Below are 18445 nucleotides of genomic sequence, written 5' to 3' on the forward strand. Positions count from 1 at the left end.
TCGCTGTTGGCAGCGGTCGTTGATCGCGGTTCTCCGGCAGCGTGCCCAAGTGGACAGGGCGTCGGGTGCTCCCCGCAGCGAAATAAAGGAGGAGGGGCGCAGCCCCGGGGGACATTCGCGGAGGGGAGTACCCGGCGTCCTGTTCACCCGCCCCGAAACCCGTGCGGTTTTCACAAAGACTTCACACACATCGCCATTGCTTCACAAGCCCTGAGCACACTCCCCAACGCCAACAAAAACAGCGGAGGCATCCATGCTTCAAGTCGCCAATCGAAAACTCGCGTCGTTCAGTGACGTGCTCTTTAGCGGACTGGGCCGTGTGCTCGGCTTCTTGCGTCCGGTGGCCCGTGGGCTCATCGGGTCATGGCGACCGCCGGGTTGGCTGCGCATCGCGGGTGCCTTCGCGCTGCTCGGGTTGCAGTGGCTTCAGCAACGGTTGGCATGGCTTGTGTTGCTGATGTTGCTGGTGCTCGCCGGCTGGATGGCCAGCCCCCATGTGTTGAAGTGGTGGCACGGCCTCACGCCCGACCGCGTGGAGCCCGTCGTCGCCACCGCCAAGATCGAACCGCCGCAGCGCACGCTGATCGAGCTCGACAAGGGGCCGAACCCCTTCGTCATGAACTTCTCGGCCTCGGTGGCGCCCATTGCGCGCATCGGCCAGGAGGCCACCGGCGTCAGCATCGAGCCTGCCATCGCAGGCCGCTGGACCTGGACCCAACAGAACCGGCTCGAGTTCCTGCCCGCGCAAGACTGGCCCGTCGGCCAGCCCTACAAGGTGCAGCTTGCCGGCAACGCGCTCGCGCCGCACATCGAGATGGCGCAGCGCAAGTACGAGTTCAGCTCCCCCGAGTTCACCGCCCAGATCGCCGGCGCCGAGTTCTATCAAGATCCGGTGCAGGCCAACGTGCGTCGCGCGCTGTTCCAGGTGCGCTTCTCGCACCCCGTCAACACCGCCGAGCTCGAGAAGCGGTTGGTGCTCACCTACGACCAGGCCTGCAGCACCTCGTTCTTCAGCGTCGGCAAGTGCGCCAGCGAGAAGTTCACCGTCAGCTACGACAAGCTGCGCCTCAACGCCACCCTGCAGTCCGAGCCGCTGCCCATTCCCGAGAAGACCCGCCCCGTGGTGCTGAGCCTCACGGCAGGCGCGCTCGCGCAAAAGGGCGGCCCGGCCTTGCGCAACGACGTGTCCCGCGCGGTCGACATTCCCGGCCTCTTCAGCCTGAGCATCGCCAGCATCGACCCGACCATCGTCACCGGCGAGAACGGCGAGCCCGAGCACGTGATGCACGTCAGCGCCTCCATGCCCGTGCACGAGCGCGAAATGGCGCGCGTGGTGCAAGCCTGGCTGCTGCCCGCGACCGAGGAGGCCAAGGGCAACAAGGACGACAACGAGGAGAAGTTCGACTGGTCGGCCGACCCGGCGAAGGTGACCGACGCCGTGCTGCGCCGCGCGAAGAAGATCAACCTGCAGCCCATCGCCAGCGAGCGCGAAGTGACCGACATGGTCAGCTTCCGCATGCCCCAGGCCGAGGGCGGGCGCTACCTGCTGGTGCGCATTGCCAAGGGCCTGAAGACGCCCGGCGGCTACCAGCTGGGTGCGGCGCGCCAGGACGTGCGCCTGCTCAAGACCTTCGCGCCCGAGCTCAGCATCATGAGCCAGGGCTCGCTGCTCGCGCTGTCGGGCGAGCGCAAGCTGCCGATCCTGGTGCGTGACCTGCCCGGCATCCGCCTGGAAATCGGCCGCCTGCTGCCGCAGCAGTTGCAGCACCTGGTGACGCAGACCAACGGCGACTTCTCGCATCCGCAGTTCTACGGCGGCCTCACGTCGGACAACCTGGTCGACCGCTTCCAGAAGGAAATTCCGCTCAGCATTCCCGCCGGCAAGGCGCACTACGAGACGGTCGACTTCGCGGAGTACCTGCGCAACGACGTGGCCGACCGGCGCGGCGTGTTCCTGCTGAAGGTGCAGGGCTACGACCCCAAGGCCAAAAAGAAGCCCGAAGGCGGCGGCGAAGCCCAGCCGGAAGACGAACAGCAGCAGGAAGAACAGTCCTCCGACGGAGATGAGAGCAACGGCGAAGCCGGCAACCCCGAGCAGCAGCTCGACCAGCGCCTGGTGCTCGTCACCGACCTGGGCATCGTCGCGAAGAAGTCGCTCGACGGCACGCGCGACGTGTTCGTGCAGAGCATCGCCAACGGCCAGCCCGTGGCCAATGCGCTGGTGGAGGTGTGGGGTCGCAACGGCATGATCGTCGCGTCGCAGACCACGGACGCCACCGGCGCCGCGAAGCTGCCCAACCTGGCCGGCTACCAGCGCGAGAAGACACCCGTGGTGCTGGTCGTGCGCAAGGACGGCGACCTGAGCTTCCTGCCCTTCAACCGCAGCGACCGCACGCTGGACATCTCGCGCTTTGACGTCGGCGGCCTGCGCGCGGCCGGCGTGCCGAACCAGATGACGGCCTATGTGTTCAGCGACCGCGGCATCTACCGCCCCGGCGACACGATGCACATCGCGATGATGGTGAAAGCCGGCAACTGGGGCACCTCGCTGCGCGACCTGCCGCTGGAAGCCGAGATCATCGACGCGCGCGGCCTCAGCGTGCGCCGCGAAAAGCTCAAGCTCGGCCCCGGCGGCGCGGCGGAAATCGCCCACACCACGCAGGACAGCTCGCCCACCGGCAACTACACCGTCAACCTCTACCTGCCGCGCGAATCGTCGCCCGGCACGCCGGAGGTCGAAGGCCTGCTCATCGGCAGCACCACCGTGAAAGTGCAGGAGTTCCTGCCAGACCGCAGCAAGGTCACCGCCAGGCTCAGCAGCGAGGCGGCCGAAGGCTGGGTCAAGCCGAAGGACCTGAAGGCCCTCGTCGACGTGCAGAACCTCTTCGGCACGCCCGCGCCCGACCGCAAGGTGGAAGGCACGCTCACGCTGAGCCCGGGCTTCCCGGTGTTTCGCGCGTTCACCGACTACGCCTTCTTCGACCCGCAGCGCGCCGCCGACAAGCAGGTCGACGACCTGGGCAGCGTGCAGACCAGCGCCGACGGCAAGGCCGAGTTCGACCTGCGCCTGTCGCGCTTCGACGCGGCCACCTACCAGGTGCACGTGCTGGCCAAGGCCTTCGAGCCCGAGGGCGGGCGCAGCGTGTCGGCCGAGGCGCAGACGCTGGTGAGCGACATGCCCTACCTGGTGGGCGTGAAGGTCGACGGCGATGTGGCCTACGTGAGCAAGGGCGCCGCGCGCAACGCCACCGTGATCGCCATCGACCCGCAGGCGAAGAAGACGGCCGTGGCCGAGCTGAAGCTCGAGCGCGTGGAGCGCAAGGTGCTGTCGGTGCTCGTCAAGCAGGACAACGGCCTGTACCGCTACGAGTCGCGCAAGAAGGAAGTGGTGCTCGACGAGAAGCCCTTCGCCATTGCCGCAGCAGGCAACACCGTGTCGCTGGACACCGCCGCGCCCGGCAACTTCGCCTACGTGGTGCGCAACGCGCAGGGCCAGGAGCTCAACCGCGTGGAGTACAGCGTGGCGGGCAACGCCAATGTGTCGCGCTCGCTGGACCGCAATGCCGAGCTGCAGCTCACGCTCGACCGCAAGGACTACGAGCCCGGCCAGGAAATAGCGGTGAGCATTCGTGCCCCGTACGTGGGCGCGGGCCTCATCACCATCGAGCGCGACAAGGTCTACGCCCATGCGTGGTTCAAGACCGACAAGACCGCCTCGGTGCAGAAGATCGTGCTGCCCAAGGACTTCGAGGGCACCGGCTACATCAACGTGCACTTCGTGCGCGACCCGTCCTCGGACGAGGTCTACATGAGCCCGCTGTCGTACGGCATCGTGCCCTTCGCCACCGCGCTGACCAAACGCACGGCCAACCTGCAGCTCACCAGCAGCGAGCTGGTGAAGCCGGGGCAGACGGTGAAGATGAAGCTCACCAGCGACACGCCCACGCGCGCCGTGGTGTTCGCGGTGGACGAGGGCATCCTGCAGGTGGCGCGCTACAAGACGCCCGACCCGCTGAAGCACTTCTTTCAGAAGCGCGCGCTCGAAGTGGGCACGCTGCAGACGCTCGACCTGATCCTGCCGGAGTTCAAGAAGCTCATGCAGGGCGCGGCCCCCGGCGGCGACGGCGAAGGCGAGCTCGGCAAGCACCTGAACCCGTTCAAGCGCAAGCGCGACAAGCCGGTGGCCTACTGGTCGGGCCTGGTGGACGTGAACGGCAGCCGCGAGTTCAGCTACACCGTGCCCGAGAGCTTCAACGGCAGCCTGCGCGTGATGGCCGTGGCCATCAACGACGAAGCCACCGCCGCCAAGAGCACGCGCACCGTGGTGCGCGGCGACATGGTGATATTGCCGAACGCACCGCTCGCCATGGCGCCGGGCGACACGGTCGAGGTGGGCGTGGGCCTGGCGAACAACATCGCGGGCTCCGGCAAGGAAGCGCCGATTGCATTGACGCTCACCGCCTCGGGCGGCCTCGAAGTGGTGGGCGACGCCACGCAGACGCTCAAGGTCAACGAGCGCGGTGAAGCCAGCACCAAATTCAACGTGCGCGCCAAGCCGGGCGAGCAGGCGGTGCTGGGTTCTTCGGCGCTGGTGTTCACCTCGACGCACAAGACCTTCAGCGCGCGCCTGTCGACCGAGGTGAGCGTGCGGCCCGCATCGCCCTTCGTCACGCTGGTGCAGGCCGGCAGCTTCCAGCGCGCCGGCGAGCTCAGCAGCAAGGCCGACCTGTACCCGAACTTCCGCCAGAGCGACGTGGCCGTGTCGGCCGCGCCCTGGGCCTTTGCGACCGGCCTCATGCAGTACCTGGAGGCCTACCCGCACGGCTGCACCGAGCAGATCACGAGCCAGACCTTCCCGGCGGTGCTGCTGTCGGGCCGGCCCGAGCTGGTGAAGGAAATGGCGCGCGGCCGCACCGCGGAGCAAGGCCCGCTGCCCGAGGCGCGCAAGACCTTCGAGCGCTACCTGGTGCAGCTGCGCGCGCGGCAGACGGCCGACGGCGGCTTCTCGCTGTGGCCCGGCGCGGGCACCGATGCCTTCGCCACGCTCTATGCGGTGCACCTGCTGGTCGAGGCCAGGGACCACAAGCTGCCGGTGCCGCAAGACCTGCTGCAGAAGGCCAACACCTACCTGCAGGGCTGGCTCGGCAGCGGCGACGCCACGCTCGACGGCTGGCGCCAGCGCACGCAGGCGGCCTACCTGCTGACGCGCCAGGGCATCATCGCGCCGGCCGCGCTGGCCAACCTGCGCGAAGCCTGGCGCAACAAGAAAACGCAGGGCTGGAACGACGACCTGGGCGCTGTGTACCTCGCCGCGAGCTACCAGCTCGTGAAGCAGGAGCAGGTAGCCAACGAGCTGCTCGACCCGGTGTGGAGCGACCTGCTCGCGCGCACCGAGAAGAAGCAGCGCCGCAACGTCTGGGGCGCCTACTACGACCCGCTGGTGCACGACAGCATGACGCTGCACCTGGTGGGCCGCCACTTTCCGGCGCGCCTGAAGACGCTGAAGCCCGCCGTGTGGGAAGGCATGGCCGCGATGGTGCGCGACGGTTGGTACAACAGCCTGTCGTCGGCCTCGATGCTGCTGGCGGTCGACTCGTACTTCGAGGCCGTGGGGCAGAACGCCGAAGGCAAGCTCACGGCGAGCGCCGTCAACGCGCAGGGCCAGGCCGCCGCGCTGGCACTGGGTGCGGTGAACCCGATCACGCGCGCCGCGGTGCCGGCCGGCACCGCGAAGCTGAAGCTGTCGAACGACAGCGACTTCAACCTGTACTACAGCTGGGCCGAGCAGGGCTTCGAGCGCAACGTGCCCGCCACGCCGGTGAACCAGGGCATGGAAATATTCCACGAGGTGCTCGACGCCAAGGGCAACCCGGTCACCAAGGTGAAGCTCGGCGACGAGGTCACGGTGCGGGTGCGCGTGCGCAGCCTGGACCGCGCGCAGATCGCCGACGTGGCGCTGGTCGACGTGCTGCCCGGCGGGCTGGAGCCGGTGCTGCAGGCGGTGGGCGACGACGACGATGCCAACGCCGACGCGCCGATCTGGAAGAAGCGCCTGGGCGGCGGCGGCTCGTGGCAGGTGCAGTACGCCGACATCCGCGAAGACCGCGTGGTGTTCTACGGCGGCGTCGGCAAGGACCTGCTCGAAGTGACCTACAAGGCGCGCGCGACCAACGTGGGCGACTACGTGGTGCCGGCGGCGTACGGCGAGGCGATGTACGACCGGCGCGTGTTCTCGCGCTCGGCGGGTGGTCGCTTCCAGGTGGTGGGCAACTGAGTGACCACCGCGGCCTTCGGTCTTGTCCCCTCTCCCGCGTGCGGGAGAGGGTTAGGGTGAGGGCCAGGCCTTCCCATGAACACGCTGCTTGATCCGTCGCCGCTCCCCTCACCCCAGCCCTCTCCCGCACGCGGGAGAGGGGGCAAGACACGGGGGCGCAAGATGCTCGTCGTCCTTGCGGTCATTGCCGCGCTGCTCGCCCTGCTGCGCCTCTGGCCTCACGCCCCGCTCAGCGAAACCGTCGGCAGCTCCCGCGCCGTCTACGCCCAGGGCGGCGAACTGATGCGGCTCACGCTCGCGGGCGATGAACAGTACCGGCTCTGGGTGCCGCTCGCGCGCATCTCGCCCACGCTGGTCGATGCGGTGCTGCTGTACGAAGACCGCCGCTTCTACGCGCACCCCGGCGTCAACCCCGCCGCACTGGCGCGCAGCGCGTGGCGCATCGCCAGCGGCGAGCGCCGCCAGGGCGGCTCCACGCTCACCATGCAGCTCGCGCGCCGCGTGTACGGCATCGACAGCCGCACGCCCACCGGCAAGATCGGGCAGATCTTCGCCGCGCTGTGGCTCGAAGCACGCTTCAGCAAGCACGACATCCTGGAGGCCTACCTCAACACCGCGCCCTACGGCGGCAACATCGAAGGCGTGCAGGCGGCGAGTCTCATCTACTTCCGCAAGGACGCCGCCAGGCTCAGCCTGCCCGAGGCGCTGACGCTCGCGGTGATTCCGCAGAACCCCGTCAAGCGCATTGCCGAGCGCGGGCGCAACACCGAGCTGCAGTCGGCGCGCGAACGCCTGTGGGCGCTGTGGGCCGAGCGCGACCCCACCGCCAAGCAGCATGCGCCTGACGCGCAGCTCGCGCTTTCGGCGCAGTCGCGCGGCAGCCTGCCCTTTCTGGCGCCGCACGCCACCGACATGCTGCTTGCGCAGGAGCGCGGCGTGCAGGAGGTGCGCACCACCATCGACCTGCGCGTGCAGTCCACGCTGGAGCGCGTGATGGGCCAGTACCTGCGCACGCATGCCGACGTGGGCATGACCAACGCGAGCGCGCTGCTGCTCGACGCCTCGACCATGCAGGTGCGCGCCATGATCGGCTCGGCCGACTTCCGCAACGACGCCATTTCGGGCCAGGTCAACGGCGTGCTGGCCAAGCGCTCGCCGGGTTCCACGCTCAAGCCCTTCATCTATGCGCTGGCGCTCGACCAGGGGCTGCTGCATCCGCGCACGATGCTGAAAGACGCGCCGACCTCCTTCGGCCCTTACACGCCCGAGAACTTCGACCACCGCTTCGCCGGTCCGCTGTCGGCGCAGGAGGCGCTGATCCGCAGCCGCAACATTCCCGCGGTGGCCGTGGCCGCCAAGCTCTCGAAACCGGGGCTGTACGACTTCATGCGGCTGGCCGGCGTGCAGAAGCTGCAGAGCGAATCGCACTACGGGCTGGCGCTGGTGCTGGGCGGCGGCGAGGTCACGCCCGAGGAGCTCGCGGGCATGTATGCGACGCTGGCCAACGGCGGCATTTCGCAGCCCATCCGCTATACGCAGCCCGCGCCCGACGAGCCGCCTGTGCAGCCGCTGCGCCTGCTGAGCGAAGAGGCATCGTTCATCACGCTCGACATGCTGCGCCACACGCCGCGTCCCGACACCACCTTGCCCGCGCGCCCCGCCGTCGCGTGGAAGACGGGCACGTCATGGGGCTTTCGCGATGCATGGACGGCCGGCGTGTTCGGCCGCCATGTGCTGGTGGTGTGGGTGGGCAACTTCGACGGCACCAGCAACCCCGCGCTGGTGGGCGTGGATGCGGCCGCGCCGCTGTTCCTGCGCATGGTCGACGCGTTGCGCGCCGAGCGGCTCGACCCGGGTGAAGTCGCGTCGCGCCAGCCGCCGGACCTGCGCCAGGTCGAGGTGTGCGCCGCCACCGGCGGCCTGCCCGATGCGCTGTGCCCGGTGCGCGCGACGACGTGGTTCATCGCCGGCAAGTCGCCGATCCAGGTCAGCAACCTGCACCGCGCGGTGTGGGTCGACGAGACCACCGGCAAGGTGGTGTGCGGGCCGCAGCCCAACGCACGACAGCAGGTGGTGGAACAGTGGGGCAGCGACATGCGCCGCCTGTTCCGCCAGGCCGGGCTGCCGCGCGCGAGCGCACCGGCCGACGGCTGCGAGAAGGACGGCGATGCACCCGAGGGCGCGCCGCTCATCACCTCGCCGCTGCGCGGCGTGCGCCACACGCTGCGCGTGAACAAGCCCGAGCCTCTGGTGCTGCGCGCCGAGGCCGCCGCAGGCACGCAGGCGGTGTACTGGTTCGCCGACGACGCGCTCATCGGCCGTGCCGCGCCAGGAGAAGGCATCACCTGGATGCCGAGCCTTTCGGAGTCCGGCCGGCGCTACGTGCTGCGCGCGGTCGACGACCAGGGACGCGCCGAATCGCGCGAGGTGACGGTGGATATCGCACCCTGAGCGGATGTCATGGTCGCCGGATGTCATGGTCGCCGGATGTCATGGCCGCCGGATGTCATGGTCGCGTCATGCCTGCCCGGCATGGTCACGCGTTTTCGACTTGGAACTTCTACGTTCATGACGCGCCTCGCTTCCCTTTCCTTCATCGCCCTGGCCACCGCACTCGCCTGCGGCAGCGCGGCGGCGCAGACCGCCTTTCCGTCCACGCTCGCCGGCCACGCCGTGCTGCCCGCGCAGAGCTTCGTGGCAGCGCCGAAGGACGCGCCGGCCGACCTGCAGGTCAGCGGCAAGTTCACGACGCCCAGGCGCGTCGAGGCCATCGGCACCGTCGAAGGCCTCTCGGCCGGGCGCGGCACGGGGATCTCGGTGCCCTTCAAGGGCCAGCCGCTGCAGGGCCACTCGGGCATCAAGAAGATGGACGACGGCACGTTCTGGATCCTCACCGACAACGGCGCGGGCGCCAAGGCCAACTCGCCCGACTTCATGCTCTACCTGAACCACTACAAGGTGGACTTCAAGAGCGGCAAGTTCGACCGGCTGCAAACCGTGTTCCTGCACGACCCCGACAAGAAGGTGCCGTTTCGCATCGTCCACGAGGGCACCAAGCAGCGCTACCTGACGGGTTCGGATTTCGACCCCGAGAGCTTCCAGTTCGCCGGCGGCGCGCTGTGGATCGGCGAGGAGTTCGGCCCCTTCCTGATCAAGGCCGACCTCAAGGGCAAGGTGCTCGCGGTGTTCGACACGCTGGTCGACGGCAAGGCCGTGCGCTCGCCCGACCATCCGGCGGTGACCACGCCGGGCGCGCCCGGTGGCGCGGTCGATTTCCAGATCAAGCGCTCCAAGGGCTTCGAGGGCATGGCGTCTTCGAAGGACGGCAGCAAGCTGTATGCGCTGCTCGAAGGCCCGGTGTGGAACGCCGAGGCCAAGGACTACGAGCGCGTGGAGGGCAAGGAGGCGCTGCGCGTGCTGGAGTTCGACGTGGCCACCGAGCAGTGGACGTGGCGCCACTGGAAGTACGTGCTGGAAGCTAACGGCAACGCCATCGGCGACTTCAACATGATCGACGGCAAGGCAGGAGATGGCACAAGTGCCATGGGCCTGATCATCGAGCGCGACAACGGTGAAGGCACGAGCGACAAGGCCTGCCCCGAAGGCCAGAAGCGCACCGACTGCTTCCACGACATCGCGAAGTTCAAGCGCGTCTACAAGGTCGAGCTGAGCGACGCCAACGTGGGCGGCCCGGTGCGCAAGATCGGCTACATCGACCTGCTGAACATTGCCGATCCCGACAAGCTCGCGCGCAAGCCGCTGAACGACGGCGTGCTGAAGTTCCCGTTCTTCACCATCGAGAACGTCGACGTGGTCGACGCCACGCACATCGTGGTCGGCAACGACAACAACCTGCCCTTCTCGAGCAGCCGCGAGCCGAACAAGGCCGACGACAACGAGCTGGTGCTGCTGGAAGCGGGCGCGCTGCTGCAGGCGAAGTAGGCGGCGGGCACGGGGCGCGCCCGGGGGCCGCATTGCCCCGCGCGCAGGCAGGGCGGGTGAGGTGTAGGTTGGGGAAATTGCGCCAAATGCGTATGATTCTCATCTTCAAGCATATTCCCTCGTCCCCTTTCCCATGAATTTCCGAACGACCTCGCGCGCCGTCCGGCGCGCGGCGTGAGCACCGGCGTTCGCCATCGCCTCGGCGTGGCGTCCCGCGCGGTGGCCGCCATTGCCGGCGGCTACGGCGTGGCGGCGCTCTCTGCCGCCGTGCTCGCGCTGTGCCTGCCCGCCGCCTTCGGCATGGCACGCAGCGAAGCCGCCATGACCGGCACGCTGGCCTCTTTCATCGTCTTCGCGCTGGCCGTGATGTGGGTCTTTGCCGCGCGCACCGCCGTGCGCGCATGGACCGGCCTGGCCGTTGCCGCCGCACCGCTCGCCGTGCTGCTGTTCGTGCTCCTGCGCATCGCCGGGGGCGCCGCATGAAGGAAGGTTTTCGCCAGTCGATGGCGTGGCTGCACACCTGGTCGGGGCTGCTGGTCGGCTGGGTGCTGTTCATGGTGTTCGCGGCCGGCACGGCCTCGTACTTCAAGGACGAGATCACGTTCTGGATGAAGCCCGAGCTGCATGCGGTGGCGCAGCACGCGGTGCCGCCGCTCCAGGCCGCCGAAGGCGCCGTGGCTTACCTGCAGCGGCACGGCGCCGGCAGCCCGCGCTGGTTCATCAACCTGCCGACCGAGCGCCAGCCCTCGACCGACGTGCTGTATCTCGCCGCGCCGGCGCCCGCCGCCGCCGGTGCCGCACCCGCCGAGAGGCCGCGCCGCCGCTTCGACCGCGCCTCGCTCGACCCGGCCACCGGCGAAGCGATGTCCGCGCCGCGCGCCACCCGCGGCGGCGAGTTCTTCTACCGCCTGCACTTCGACCTGCACTACATGCCCGCGCTGTGGGCACGCTGGATCGTGGGTTTCTGCGCGATGTTCATGCTGGTGGCCATCTTCAGCGGCATCGTCACGCACAAGCGCATCTTCAAGGACTTCTTCACCTTCCGTCCGAAGAAGGGCCAGCGCTCCTGGCTCGACGCGCACAACGTGACGGCGGTGCTCGCGCTGCCCTATCACCTGATGATCACGTACACCGGCCTGGTCACGCTGATGTTCATGTACATGCCCTGGGGCCCGCAGGTGGCCTACAAGGACCGCGGCGGCGAGCAGGCCTTCTTCGCCGAAGCCTTCCCGGGCAGCGGCCGCGACCAGGTCAAGGCCTCGGGCACCAAGGCGCCGCTGGCGCCCCTCGCGCCGATGCTGGCCCAGGCCTCGGCGCACTGGAACGGCGCCGCCGTGGGCCGCATCACCGTGCACCAGCCCAACGATGCCAACGCGGTGGTCTCGCTCACGCGCGCCGAAGGGCCGCAGCTGTCGTACGACCAGCCGTCGATGCAGTTCAACGGCGCCACCGGCGCGCTGATCGGCGCCTTCGGTGACGTGCCCCGGCCGGCCGCGCAAACGCGCGGCGTGCTCTACGGCCTGCACATCGGGCGCTTCGGCGATCCGCTGGTGCGCGCGCTGTTCTTCCTCTCGGGCCTGGCCGGCTGCCTGATGGTGGCGACCGGGCTGCTGCTGTGGGCCGTGAAGGAGCGCCAGAAGTTTGCCAAAACGCTCAAGCAGGGCGGGCGCATCGGTTTCGGCCTGCGGCTGGTCGACGGGCTGAATGTCGGCGCCGTCGCCGGCCTGCCGGTGGCGATGGCCGCCTTCTTCTGGGCCAACCGGCTGGTGCCGGTCGACGTGGCCGAGCGCGGCGCGGTCGAGATCCGCTGGTTCTTCATCGTCTGGGGCGCGACCGCCGTGCTCGGCCTGCTGCGACCGACGCTGCGCATGTGGCAGGCGCAGCTGGCATTCGGCGCGCTGCTGTTCGTGCTGCTGCCGGTGCTCAACGCGTTCACGGGTCCCGCGCCGCTGACCGTGAGCCTGCGTTCGGGCCCGAGCGCGGTGGCCGGCTTCGACCTCGTCGCGATTGCATTGGGCCTGGGCCTGGCGAGCGCGGTCTGGATCGTGGAGCGCAAGCGCCGCACGTCGCTGGCCAGGAAGGCCGCTCCGGCGGCGGCCAAGGCCACGCCGGCGGCGCAGTCCGCGCTCGTCACCTCGGAACAGGGTTCGTGATGGATTCGCTGCTCCTGGCCCTCGTGTTCGCCGCTTCGCTCGGCGGCTTCTGCGCGCTGAGCCTCGCGATGGACCGCCACAGCGAAGACGTCTACGGCCGCGGCAGCTCGCCGGGCACGTGGCGGCGCTGGCTGCAGCTGGGCGGCACCGTGCTGCTGTGCCTGTCGCTGGCCGCGAGCCTGCAGGCCGCGGGGAGCTCGATCGGCTGGGTGCTGTGGCTGGGCGCGCTCACGGCCGCCGCGTTGGCGACGGTCGGGCTGCTGGGCTGCGCGCCGCGGCGGTTTCCGTGGATCGGGTCGGCCGCGGCGCTCGTCGCCGTGGGCGGCGGCTTGCTCTACCTGCTGCTCCTGTTGCTGGCCTGAGCCGTTCAGGCCGGGCGCCGCGCCGCGGTGCCGCCCGAGAGCACGCCCTGCGTCACCGGCAGCGCCATGAAGTCGTGCGGGAAGCCCATCGGCACGGCGCTGACTGCATCGAGACGCTGCAGCGCCGAGGCATCGAGTTCCACGTCGAGCGCACCCAGGTTGTCCTTGAACTGCGCGAAGGTGCGCGCGCCGACGATCGGCATCACGGTCGGCGCGCTGCGGTGCAGCAGCCAGGCCAGCGCGATCTGCGCGGACGAGCGGCCCTGCTCCTTCGCGATCTGCGCGACCACGTCGGCGATGTCGAGCGTGCGGCCGCTCAGCGCGCCGTTGATGGCGACCAGGTCCTTGCGCGTGCCCGAGACGCCTGCCGTGCCCGACGTGGCGCCCTTCATCTGCGCGAGGTCGGCGCGCGTGTACTTGCCCGACAGCACGCCGCTGCCCAGCGGCGACCACGCCATCACGCCCAGGCCGAGCTCGTGGGCCATCGGCAGCAGTTCGCGCTCCACGGTGCGCTCGATCAGGCTGTGCTCGATCTGCAGCGCCACCAGCGGCGTCCAGCCGCGCAGGTCGGCCAGCGTCTGCATGCGCGCCACCTGCCAGGCCGGCGTGTCGGAGATGCCCGCGTAGAGCACCTTGCCCGAGCGCACGAGGTCGTCGAAGCCGCGCATCACTTCGTCGATGGGCGTGAGGTTGTCCCAGATGTGCAGGTACAGCAGGTCGATGTAGTCGGTGCCCAGGCGCTTCAGGCTGGCCTCGACCGAGCGCACCATGTTGCGGCGGTGGTTGCCGCCCGCATTGGGGTTGCCGGGCTGCATGTTCAGCGTGTACTTGGTGGCCAGCACCACCGACTCGCGCCGCTCGGCGATGAACTGGCCCAGCAGCTTCTCCGAGCTGCCGTTGGTATAGAAGTTGGCCGTGTCGATGAAGTTGCCGCCGCGTTCCAGGTACAGGTCGAACATGCGGCGCGACTCCACGGCGTCGGCGCCCCAGCCCCAGTCGCTGCCGAAGGTCATGGTGCCCAGCGACATGGGGCTGACGCGCAGGCCCGAGCGGCCGAGGGTGAGGTAGTTGTCCAGCTTCATGGTGAATGTCCTTTCGAGATGGCTGGCGGTGCGGTCGCATCGCCATGGCCTCGAAGGTAGGCCTGGAATTCCTCTGGAAAAAGACCGCTGGGGTTGATGCTTTGTGAAGCCTGTCTTCATAATGAAAGCCATGTCGCCCGAGCTGCTCCCTGCCATCGCCGCCTTCGCCCGCGTGGCGCACCACGCCAGCTTCACGCGCGCCGCGGAAGAACTGGGCGTGTCGCCCTCGGCCCTGTCGCAGACCGTGCGCACGCTGGAGCAGCGCCTGGGCGTGCGCCTGCTGGACCGCACCACGCGGCGGGTCGGCGTGACCGAACTGGGCCAGCAGTTGCTGAACGGCGCGCGACCCGCACTCGACGCGCTGGCCCAGGCGGTCGAAGGCCTCGACGAGGCGCGCGACAAGCCAGCCGGACTGCTGCGCCTGAACGTCTCGCGGGTGGCGGCCGAGCTGCTGCTCTTTCCGTACCTGGGCGACTTCGCGGACACCTGGCCCGACATCACGCTCGAGCTGGTCTGCGACAACCGCATGGTCGAACTGGTCGAGGGCGGCTTCGACGCCGGCATCCGGCTCGGCGAAAGCCTTGCACAGGATGTGGTGGCCGTGCCGGTGGGCGGGCCGCTGCGCATGGTCACCTTCGCCGCGCCGCGCTACCTGAAGGGCCGCAAGCCGCCACTGGTGCCCGAAGACCTGCGCGAGCACCGCTGCCTGAACTACCGCCTGAGCACGGGCGGCCTCTATCGCTGGGAGTACGCGCAGGACGGGCGCGTGCTGGACATCGCGCTGCCGGGGCCGCTGGTCAGCAACGACAGCGAGGTCTTGCTGGCCGCGGCGCGCGCGGGCGCGGGGATCACCTCGGCCTTCGAAGGCGCAGTGCGCGAAGACTTCGAAAGCGGCCGGCTGGTGCCGCTGCTGGAGCGCTGGTGGCCGACCTTTCCGGGCTTCTATCTGTACCACCCGAGCCGCGCGCAGATGCCGCGCAAGCTGCGGGTGTTCATCGACTTCCTGCAGGCGCGGCATGCGCCGCCGCCGGTGTCGCAGCGGGCGGTCAAGCCCGCATCAGCGCCTCGATCTCGTCCGCGTCCACCGGCACGCCGCGCGAAATGAGCTCGCAGCCGGTGGCCGTGACGATCGCGTCGTCCTCGATGCGGATGCCGATGTGGTGGAACTGCTCGGGCACGCCCTCGCCGGGGCGCACGTAGATGCCGGGCTCCAGCGTCAGCACCATGCCCGGGTGCAGGATGCGGCTCGGGCGGTTCTTGATGACTTCGTTGGACAGCGGATCTTTTCGCTCGCTCACTTCGCCGACCTGCGTGGGCTCGACGTAGCTGCCGCAGTCGTGCACGTCCATGCCCAGCCAGTGGCTGGTGCGGTGCATGTAGAACTGGAAGTAGGCGCGCGAGTCGATCACGTCGTCCAGGCCGCCGACCTTGTTGGCGTCGAGCAGGCCCAGGTCGAGCATGCCCTGCGCCAGCACCTTCACCGCCGCGTCGTGCGGGTCGTTGAAGCGGTTGCCGGCCTTGGTGGCGGCGGCCGAGGCGTACTGGCTCTGCAGCACCAGGTCGTACAGCGCGCGCTGCGGGCCGCTGAACTTGCCGTCGGCCGGGAAGGTGCGCGTGATGTCGCTGGCATAGCTGTCGAGCTCGCAGCCCGCGTCGATCAGCACCAGCTCGCCCTTGCGCACCGGCGCGGCGTCGGCGCGGTAGTGCAGCACGCAGGCATTGGCGCCCGCCGCGACGATGGAGCCGTAGGCCGGGTACTGCGAGCCGCCCAGGCGGAATTCATGCAGCAGCTCGGCGTCCAGGTGGTACTCGCGCACGTCCTTGCCTTCGCGCAGCATGCGCGCCGACAGCTGCATCGCGCGGATGTGGGCGCGCGCGCTGATCTGCGCGGCGCGCCGCATCACGTCCTGCTCGTGCGCGTCCTTCACGAGGCGCATCTCGTCGAGCAGGCCGCACAGGTCGCGCTGCTCCTCGGGGCACAGCGCGCCGTAGCGCACGCGCGCGCGCACCGACTGCAGCCAGCCGTCGATGCGGGTCTCCAGGCCCTTGTGCGTGGCGAAGGGAAACCACACGGTCGACTTGTTCTCGAGCAGCTTGGGCAGCTTCGTGTCGAGCTCGTTGATCGAGAGGGCGTCGTCCACGCCCAGCGCGGCGGGCGCGGCCTCGGGGCCGAGGCGAAAGCCGTCCCAGATTTCCCGTTCCAGGTCCTTGGGCGCGCAGAACAGTGTGGCGCGGCCGTCGCCCGAGAGCACCAGCCAGGCGTTGGGCTCGGTGAAGCCGGTCAGGTAGTAGAAGTAGCTGTCGTGGCGAAACAGGAAGTCGCTGTCGCGGTTGCGCTGGCGCTCGGGGGCCGTGGGGATGAGGGCGATGCCGTCCTTGCCCAGTTGCGCGGCGAGGCGCGCGCGGCGCTCGGCGTAGATCGTGGTGTCAATGAGCATGGGTTTTCACTTTCGATACGGTGCAAGTCCGGGGTCCGCGGGAACCAGGTGCCGCCATGGGAACACATCCTGCGCAAAGTGGCTGACGTACCCGCCGATCGTTGACTGGATGACCATGAATTGCAGCCCCTTGCGCACGCCCTGCAGCCGTTCGAGCTGCGCCAGGTCCAGGCAGGTGTTGCGCAGCCTCAGCACGCGCAGCTGCGCGCCCATGGGGCCTTGCAGCAGGGCCTCGTAGTCCTCGAAGGGCGTGATGCCGCCGGGCGCCCGGTCGGGCGGCCACACCATCTGCTGCTCGGTGGATTCGGAAAAGTCCAGCAGCCGCAGCGCCGGCAGGTGCGCCGCCGCGGCGAGGTTGCGGATGAACCCCTGGGTGTCGAAATGGGCGCCGATGCACAGGCTGCCCAGCTGCGGCAGCGGCACCGCGAAGAAGTCGGCGTCCGGCGCGTTCGGCACGGTGAGCTCGCTCAGGCGCGGCGTCTTGCGCACCCAGCGCGCGATGTCGCCGCCTTCCTCGAGGATGCGGCCGCTCGCGCACACGAGCGACTGGTTGTGGTCCTCCGGCTGCGTGGGCTTGATGAACAGCGAGCGCAGGCGCGGGAACATCACCGGGCTGTCGAGCAGCGGCGCGAAGGTCCAGTCGCGCGTGCCGTTCGCTCCGCTGTCGACGCCGCTGAACGACAGCGAGGTGATGCAGTCGGCCACGTCCTGGCGGGCCAGGCAGGCCAGCGTTTCTTCGAAGGCCTCGCCCCAGGTCTCGCCGAAATACTCGACATGCCAGCCCTGGCGCATGGGCGCGAGGCCCAGGCGCGTGAAGTCGCTTTCGTACATCGGCACGCTCAGCGGGTCTTCGGGTGCGCCGCCGTTGCGTTCCGCGCCCGTTTCCAGGGCCAGGTCGTGAATGCGCAGGGGCAGCAGGCGCAGCGCGTCGGGCAGCGGGGCGATCGTCATGCGTCGGGCGCCGGTACCAGGCCGGCGTTGAGTTGTTGCAGCCGCTGCGGCGTGCCCACGTCGGTCCAGGGGCCGGCGTAGAGCTCGGCGCTCACCTGCCGGCGCTCCATCGCGGCGCGCAGGATCGGGGCCAAGGGGGCTTTGCGGCCTTCTGGGTTGCCGGCCGGAATGTCGCAGTACGGCGGCGCGAACAGCGCGGCGCGGTAGAGGCCGATGGTGGAGAAGGTGAACTTCTCGGGCGCCGTGTTCAGCGCCAGGCCGTCGGGCGCCAGGCCGAAGTCACCCTTCGGGTTGTGTTCGGGGTTGGGCACCAGCCACAGGTGGGCGAGCTTGCCGCTGGCGACAAAGCGCTCGACCGAGGCTTGCGTGAAGGTGAAATCGGGCGCGAACACATCGCCGGCCGCCACCCAAAACACCTCGCCCAGCAGCGGCAGCGCGCGCACGATGCCACCGGCCGTCTCCAGCGCGCCGCCGAAGTCGCGGCCCTCGTTGGAGTATGAAATTGATAGCGCGACACCCTTGTCCATCAAGGGTGTTGCGCCGAAATGGTCTGAAATTTGCGCGCCCAGCCAGTCGGTGTTGACCACCAGCTTGGTGAACCCTCCGGCGGCCAGCGCTTCCATCGGCCACTGCATCAAAGGCTTGCCGCGCACCTCGAGCAGGGGCTTGGGGCAGGCGTCGGTCAGCGGCCGCATGCGCTCGCCGCGCCCGGCGGCCAGCACCATCGCGCGGACCGGGGTCATTGCGCGCCTGCTGCCACGCGCCCGCGTTGCAGTTCGTTGCGCTCGCTGTGACGGGGCTGGAACAGCGACACCAGGCATTCCATCAGCGCATGCGCCTTGGCCGAATGGTCGCCGCCGAAGTTGCACACATACACGTCCAGCGTCACGCCGCGCTGCTCGGGCCAGGTGTGGATGCACAGGTGCGATTCGGCCAGCAGCACCGTGGCCGTGACGCCGCCCGGCCCCAGGGGCGTGGCGGGAAATCCGTGGACCAGCTTGCCCACCGCCTGCAGGCCGGCGGCGGCCACCGCCTTCATGCAGACGGCACCCAGGGCCTCCCGGTCGGTGAGCCATTGAAGGCCGCATTGGCAGTCGTGGAGGTCGGCGGTAAGGTGCAGCCCATGCATGGGTGGCAACTCTAGCAGTCCGGCCCGGCACAGGAGCGCATCGGACGGGTGTTCGGCCTGTGTCGGCGCCCCGGCGGGCTCGCCCGGTAAAATCGCGGGTTCCCCCCAATCCCA

12 protein-coding genes are annotated in these 18445 nt (G+C 69.3%); 7 read left to right on the forward strand and 5 right to left on the reverse strand.

The genetic code is table 11. The annotated features are described in order from the left end of the window. The first annotated feature begins 253 nt into the window (after positions 1 to 253). From ACSFBM_RS24285 to ACSFBM_RS24310, 6 genes are all read left to right on the forward strand, one after another. The gene (locus tag ACSFBM_RS24285) at positions 254 to 6274 is read left to right on the forward strand and encodes an alpha-2-macroglobulin family protein (protein WP_435486666.1); all 6021 of its coding nucleotides are present in this window, start codon (positions 254 to 256) and stop codon (positions 6272 to 6274) included. A 162-nt stretch (positions 6275 to 6436) separates the two neighbouring features. Continuing rightward, positions 6437 to 8725: a penicillin-binding protein 1C gene (gene pbpC, locus ACSFBM_RS24290; protein ID WP_435486667.1), complete on the forward strand. Its 2289-nt coding sequence runs from the start codon at positions 6437 to 6439 to the stop codon at positions 8723 to 8725. A 117-nt stretch (positions 8726 to 8842) separates the two neighbouring features. Continuing rightward, positions 8843 to 10216, forward strand: a complete 1374-nt coding sequence (locus ACSFBM_RS24295; protein WP_435486668.1) for an esterase-like activity of phytase family protein — start codon at positions 8843 to 8845, stop codon at positions 10214 to 10216. A 174-nt stretch (positions 10217 to 10390) separates the two neighbouring features. Continuing rightward, positions 10391 to 10699, forward strand: a complete 309-nt coding sequence (locus ACSFBM_RS24300) for an iron transporter (RefSeq protein WP_435486669.1) — start codon at positions 10391 to 10393, stop codon at positions 10697 to 10699. Further along, positions 10696 to 12369: a PepSY-associated TM helix domain-containing protein gene (locus ACSFBM_RS24305; protein ID WP_435486670.1), complete on the forward strand. Its 1674-nt coding sequence runs from the start codon at positions 10696 to 10698 to the stop codon at positions 12367 to 12369. The genes ACSFBM_RS24300 and ACSFBM_RS24305 overlap by 4 nt, the downstream gene beginning before the upstream one ends. Beyond that, positions 12369 to 12731, forward strand: a complete 363-nt coding sequence (locus ACSFBM_RS24310) for a DUF3325 domain-containing protein (RefSeq protein WP_435486671.1) — start codon at positions 12369 to 12371, stop codon at positions 12729 to 12731. The genes ACSFBM_RS24305 and ACSFBM_RS24310 overlap by 1 nt, the downstream gene beginning before the upstream one ends. A 5-nt stretch (positions 12732 to 12736) precedes the next feature. Here the strand turns inward: ACSFBM_RS24310 and ACSFBM_RS24315 are convergent, their stop codons facing one another. Beyond that, positions 12737 to 13813, reverse strand: a complete 1077-nt coding sequence (locus tag ACSFBM_RS24315; RefSeq protein WP_435486672.1) for an aldo/keto reductase — start codon at positions 13811 to 13813, stop codon at positions 12737 to 12739. A gap of 130 nt (positions 13814 to 13943) precedes the next feature. On the opposite strand from ACSFBM_RS24315, the gene ACSFBM_RS24320 reads away from it, so the two are divergent. After that, positions 13944 to 14918, forward strand: coding sequence for a LysR family transcriptional regulator (locus ACSFBM_RS24320; RefSeq protein ID WP_435486673.1), 975 nt, complete (start codon positions 13944 to 13946; stop codon positions 14916 to 14918). On the opposite strand, the gene ACSFBM_RS24325 is transcribed toward ACSFBM_RS24320, so the two are convergent. The 4 genes from ACSFBM_RS24325 to speD are packed head-to-tail and all read right to left on the reverse strand — an operon-like array spanning position 14860 to position 18331. After that, positions 14860 to 16251 (reverse strand): aminopeptidase P N-terminal domain-containing protein, encoded by a 1392-nt coding sequence (locus ACSFBM_RS24325; RefSeq protein ID WP_435439762.1) that lies wholly within the window; start codon positions 16249 to 16251, stop codon positions 14860 to 14862. The genes ACSFBM_RS24320 and ACSFBM_RS24325 overlap by 59 nt on opposite strands. A gap of 6 nt (positions 16252 to 16257) precedes the next feature. Next, a complete protein-coding gene (locus ACSFBM_RS24330; RefSeq protein ID WP_435486674.1) occupies positions 16258 to 17202 on the reverse strand; it encodes a hypothetical protein in 945 nt (314 codons plus the stop codon). Further along, the gene (locus ACSFBM_RS24335) at positions 17199 to 17927 is read right to left on the reverse strand and encodes a nucleotidyltransferase family protein (protein WP_435486788.1); all 729 of its coding nucleotides are present in this window, start codon (positions 17925 to 17927) and stop codon (positions 17199 to 17201) included. The genes ACSFBM_RS24330 and ACSFBM_RS24335 overlap by 4 nt, the downstream gene beginning before the upstream one ends. Positions 17928 to 17941: 14 nt before the next feature. Beyond that, the gene (gene speD, locus ACSFBM_RS24340) at positions 17942 to 18331 is read right to left on the reverse strand and encodes an adenosylmethionine decarboxylase (protein WP_435486675.1); all 390 of its coding nucleotides are present in this window, start codon (positions 18329 to 18331) and stop codon (positions 17942 to 17944) included. Between the last annotated feature and the right edge of the window lie 114 nt (positions 18332 to 18445).

The sequence above is a fragment of the Variovorax pasteuri genome (genome assembly GCF_051216435.1).
Lineage (GTDB): Bacteria > Pseudomonadota > Gammaproteobacteria > Burkholderiales > Burkholderiaceae_C > Variovorax.

Excerpts from the sequence above, each read along its gene's own strand:
- ACSFBM_RS24285 (WP_435486666.1), top strand. The coding sequence starts at position 254 with ATGCTTCAAGTCGCCAATCGAAAACTCGCGTCGTTCAGTGACGTGCTC.
- ACSFBM_RS24325 (WP_435439762.1), bottom strand. The coding sequence starts at position 16,251 with ATGCTCATTGACACCACGATCTACGCCGAGCGCCGCGCGCGCCTCGCC.
- ACSFBM_RS24320 (WP_435486673.1), top strand. The coding sequence starts at position 13,944 with ATGTCGCCCGAGCTGCTCCCTGCCATCGCCGCCTTCGCCCGCGTGGCG.
- ACSFBM_RS24295 (WP_435486668.1), top strand. The coding sequence starts at position 8,843 with ATGACGCGCCTCGCTTCCCTTTCCTTCATCGCCCTGGCCACCGCACTC.
- ACSFBM_RS24315 (WP_435486672.1), bottom strand. The coding sequence starts at position 13,813 with ATGAAGCTGGACAACTACCTCACCCTCGGCCGCTCGGGCCTGCGCGTC.
- speD (WP_435486675.1), bottom strand. The coding sequence starts at position 18,331 with ATGCATGGGCTGCACCTTACCGCCGACCTCCACGACTGCCAATGCGGC.
- pbpC (WP_435486667.1), top strand. The coding sequence starts at position 6,437 with ATGCTCGTCGTCCTTGCGGTCATTGCCGCGCTGCTCGCCCTGCTGCGC.
- ACSFBM_RS24330 (WP_435486674.1), bottom strand. The coding sequence starts at position 17,202 with ATGACGATCGCCCCGCTGCCCGACGCGCTGCGCCTGCTGCCCCTGCGC.
- ACSFBM_RS24335 (WP_435486788.1), bottom strand. The coding sequence starts at position 17,927 with ATGGTGCTGGCCGCCGGGCGCGGCGAGCGCATGCGGCCGCTGACCGAC.
- ACSFBM_RS24310 (WP_435486671.1), top strand. The coding sequence starts at position 12,369 with ATGGATTCGCTGCTCCTGGCCCTCGTGTTCGCCGCTTCGCTCGGCGGC.
- ACSFBM_RS24305 (WP_435486670.1), top strand. The coding sequence starts at position 10,696 with ATGAAGGAAGGTTTTCGCCAGTCGATGGCGTGGCTGCACACCTGGTCG.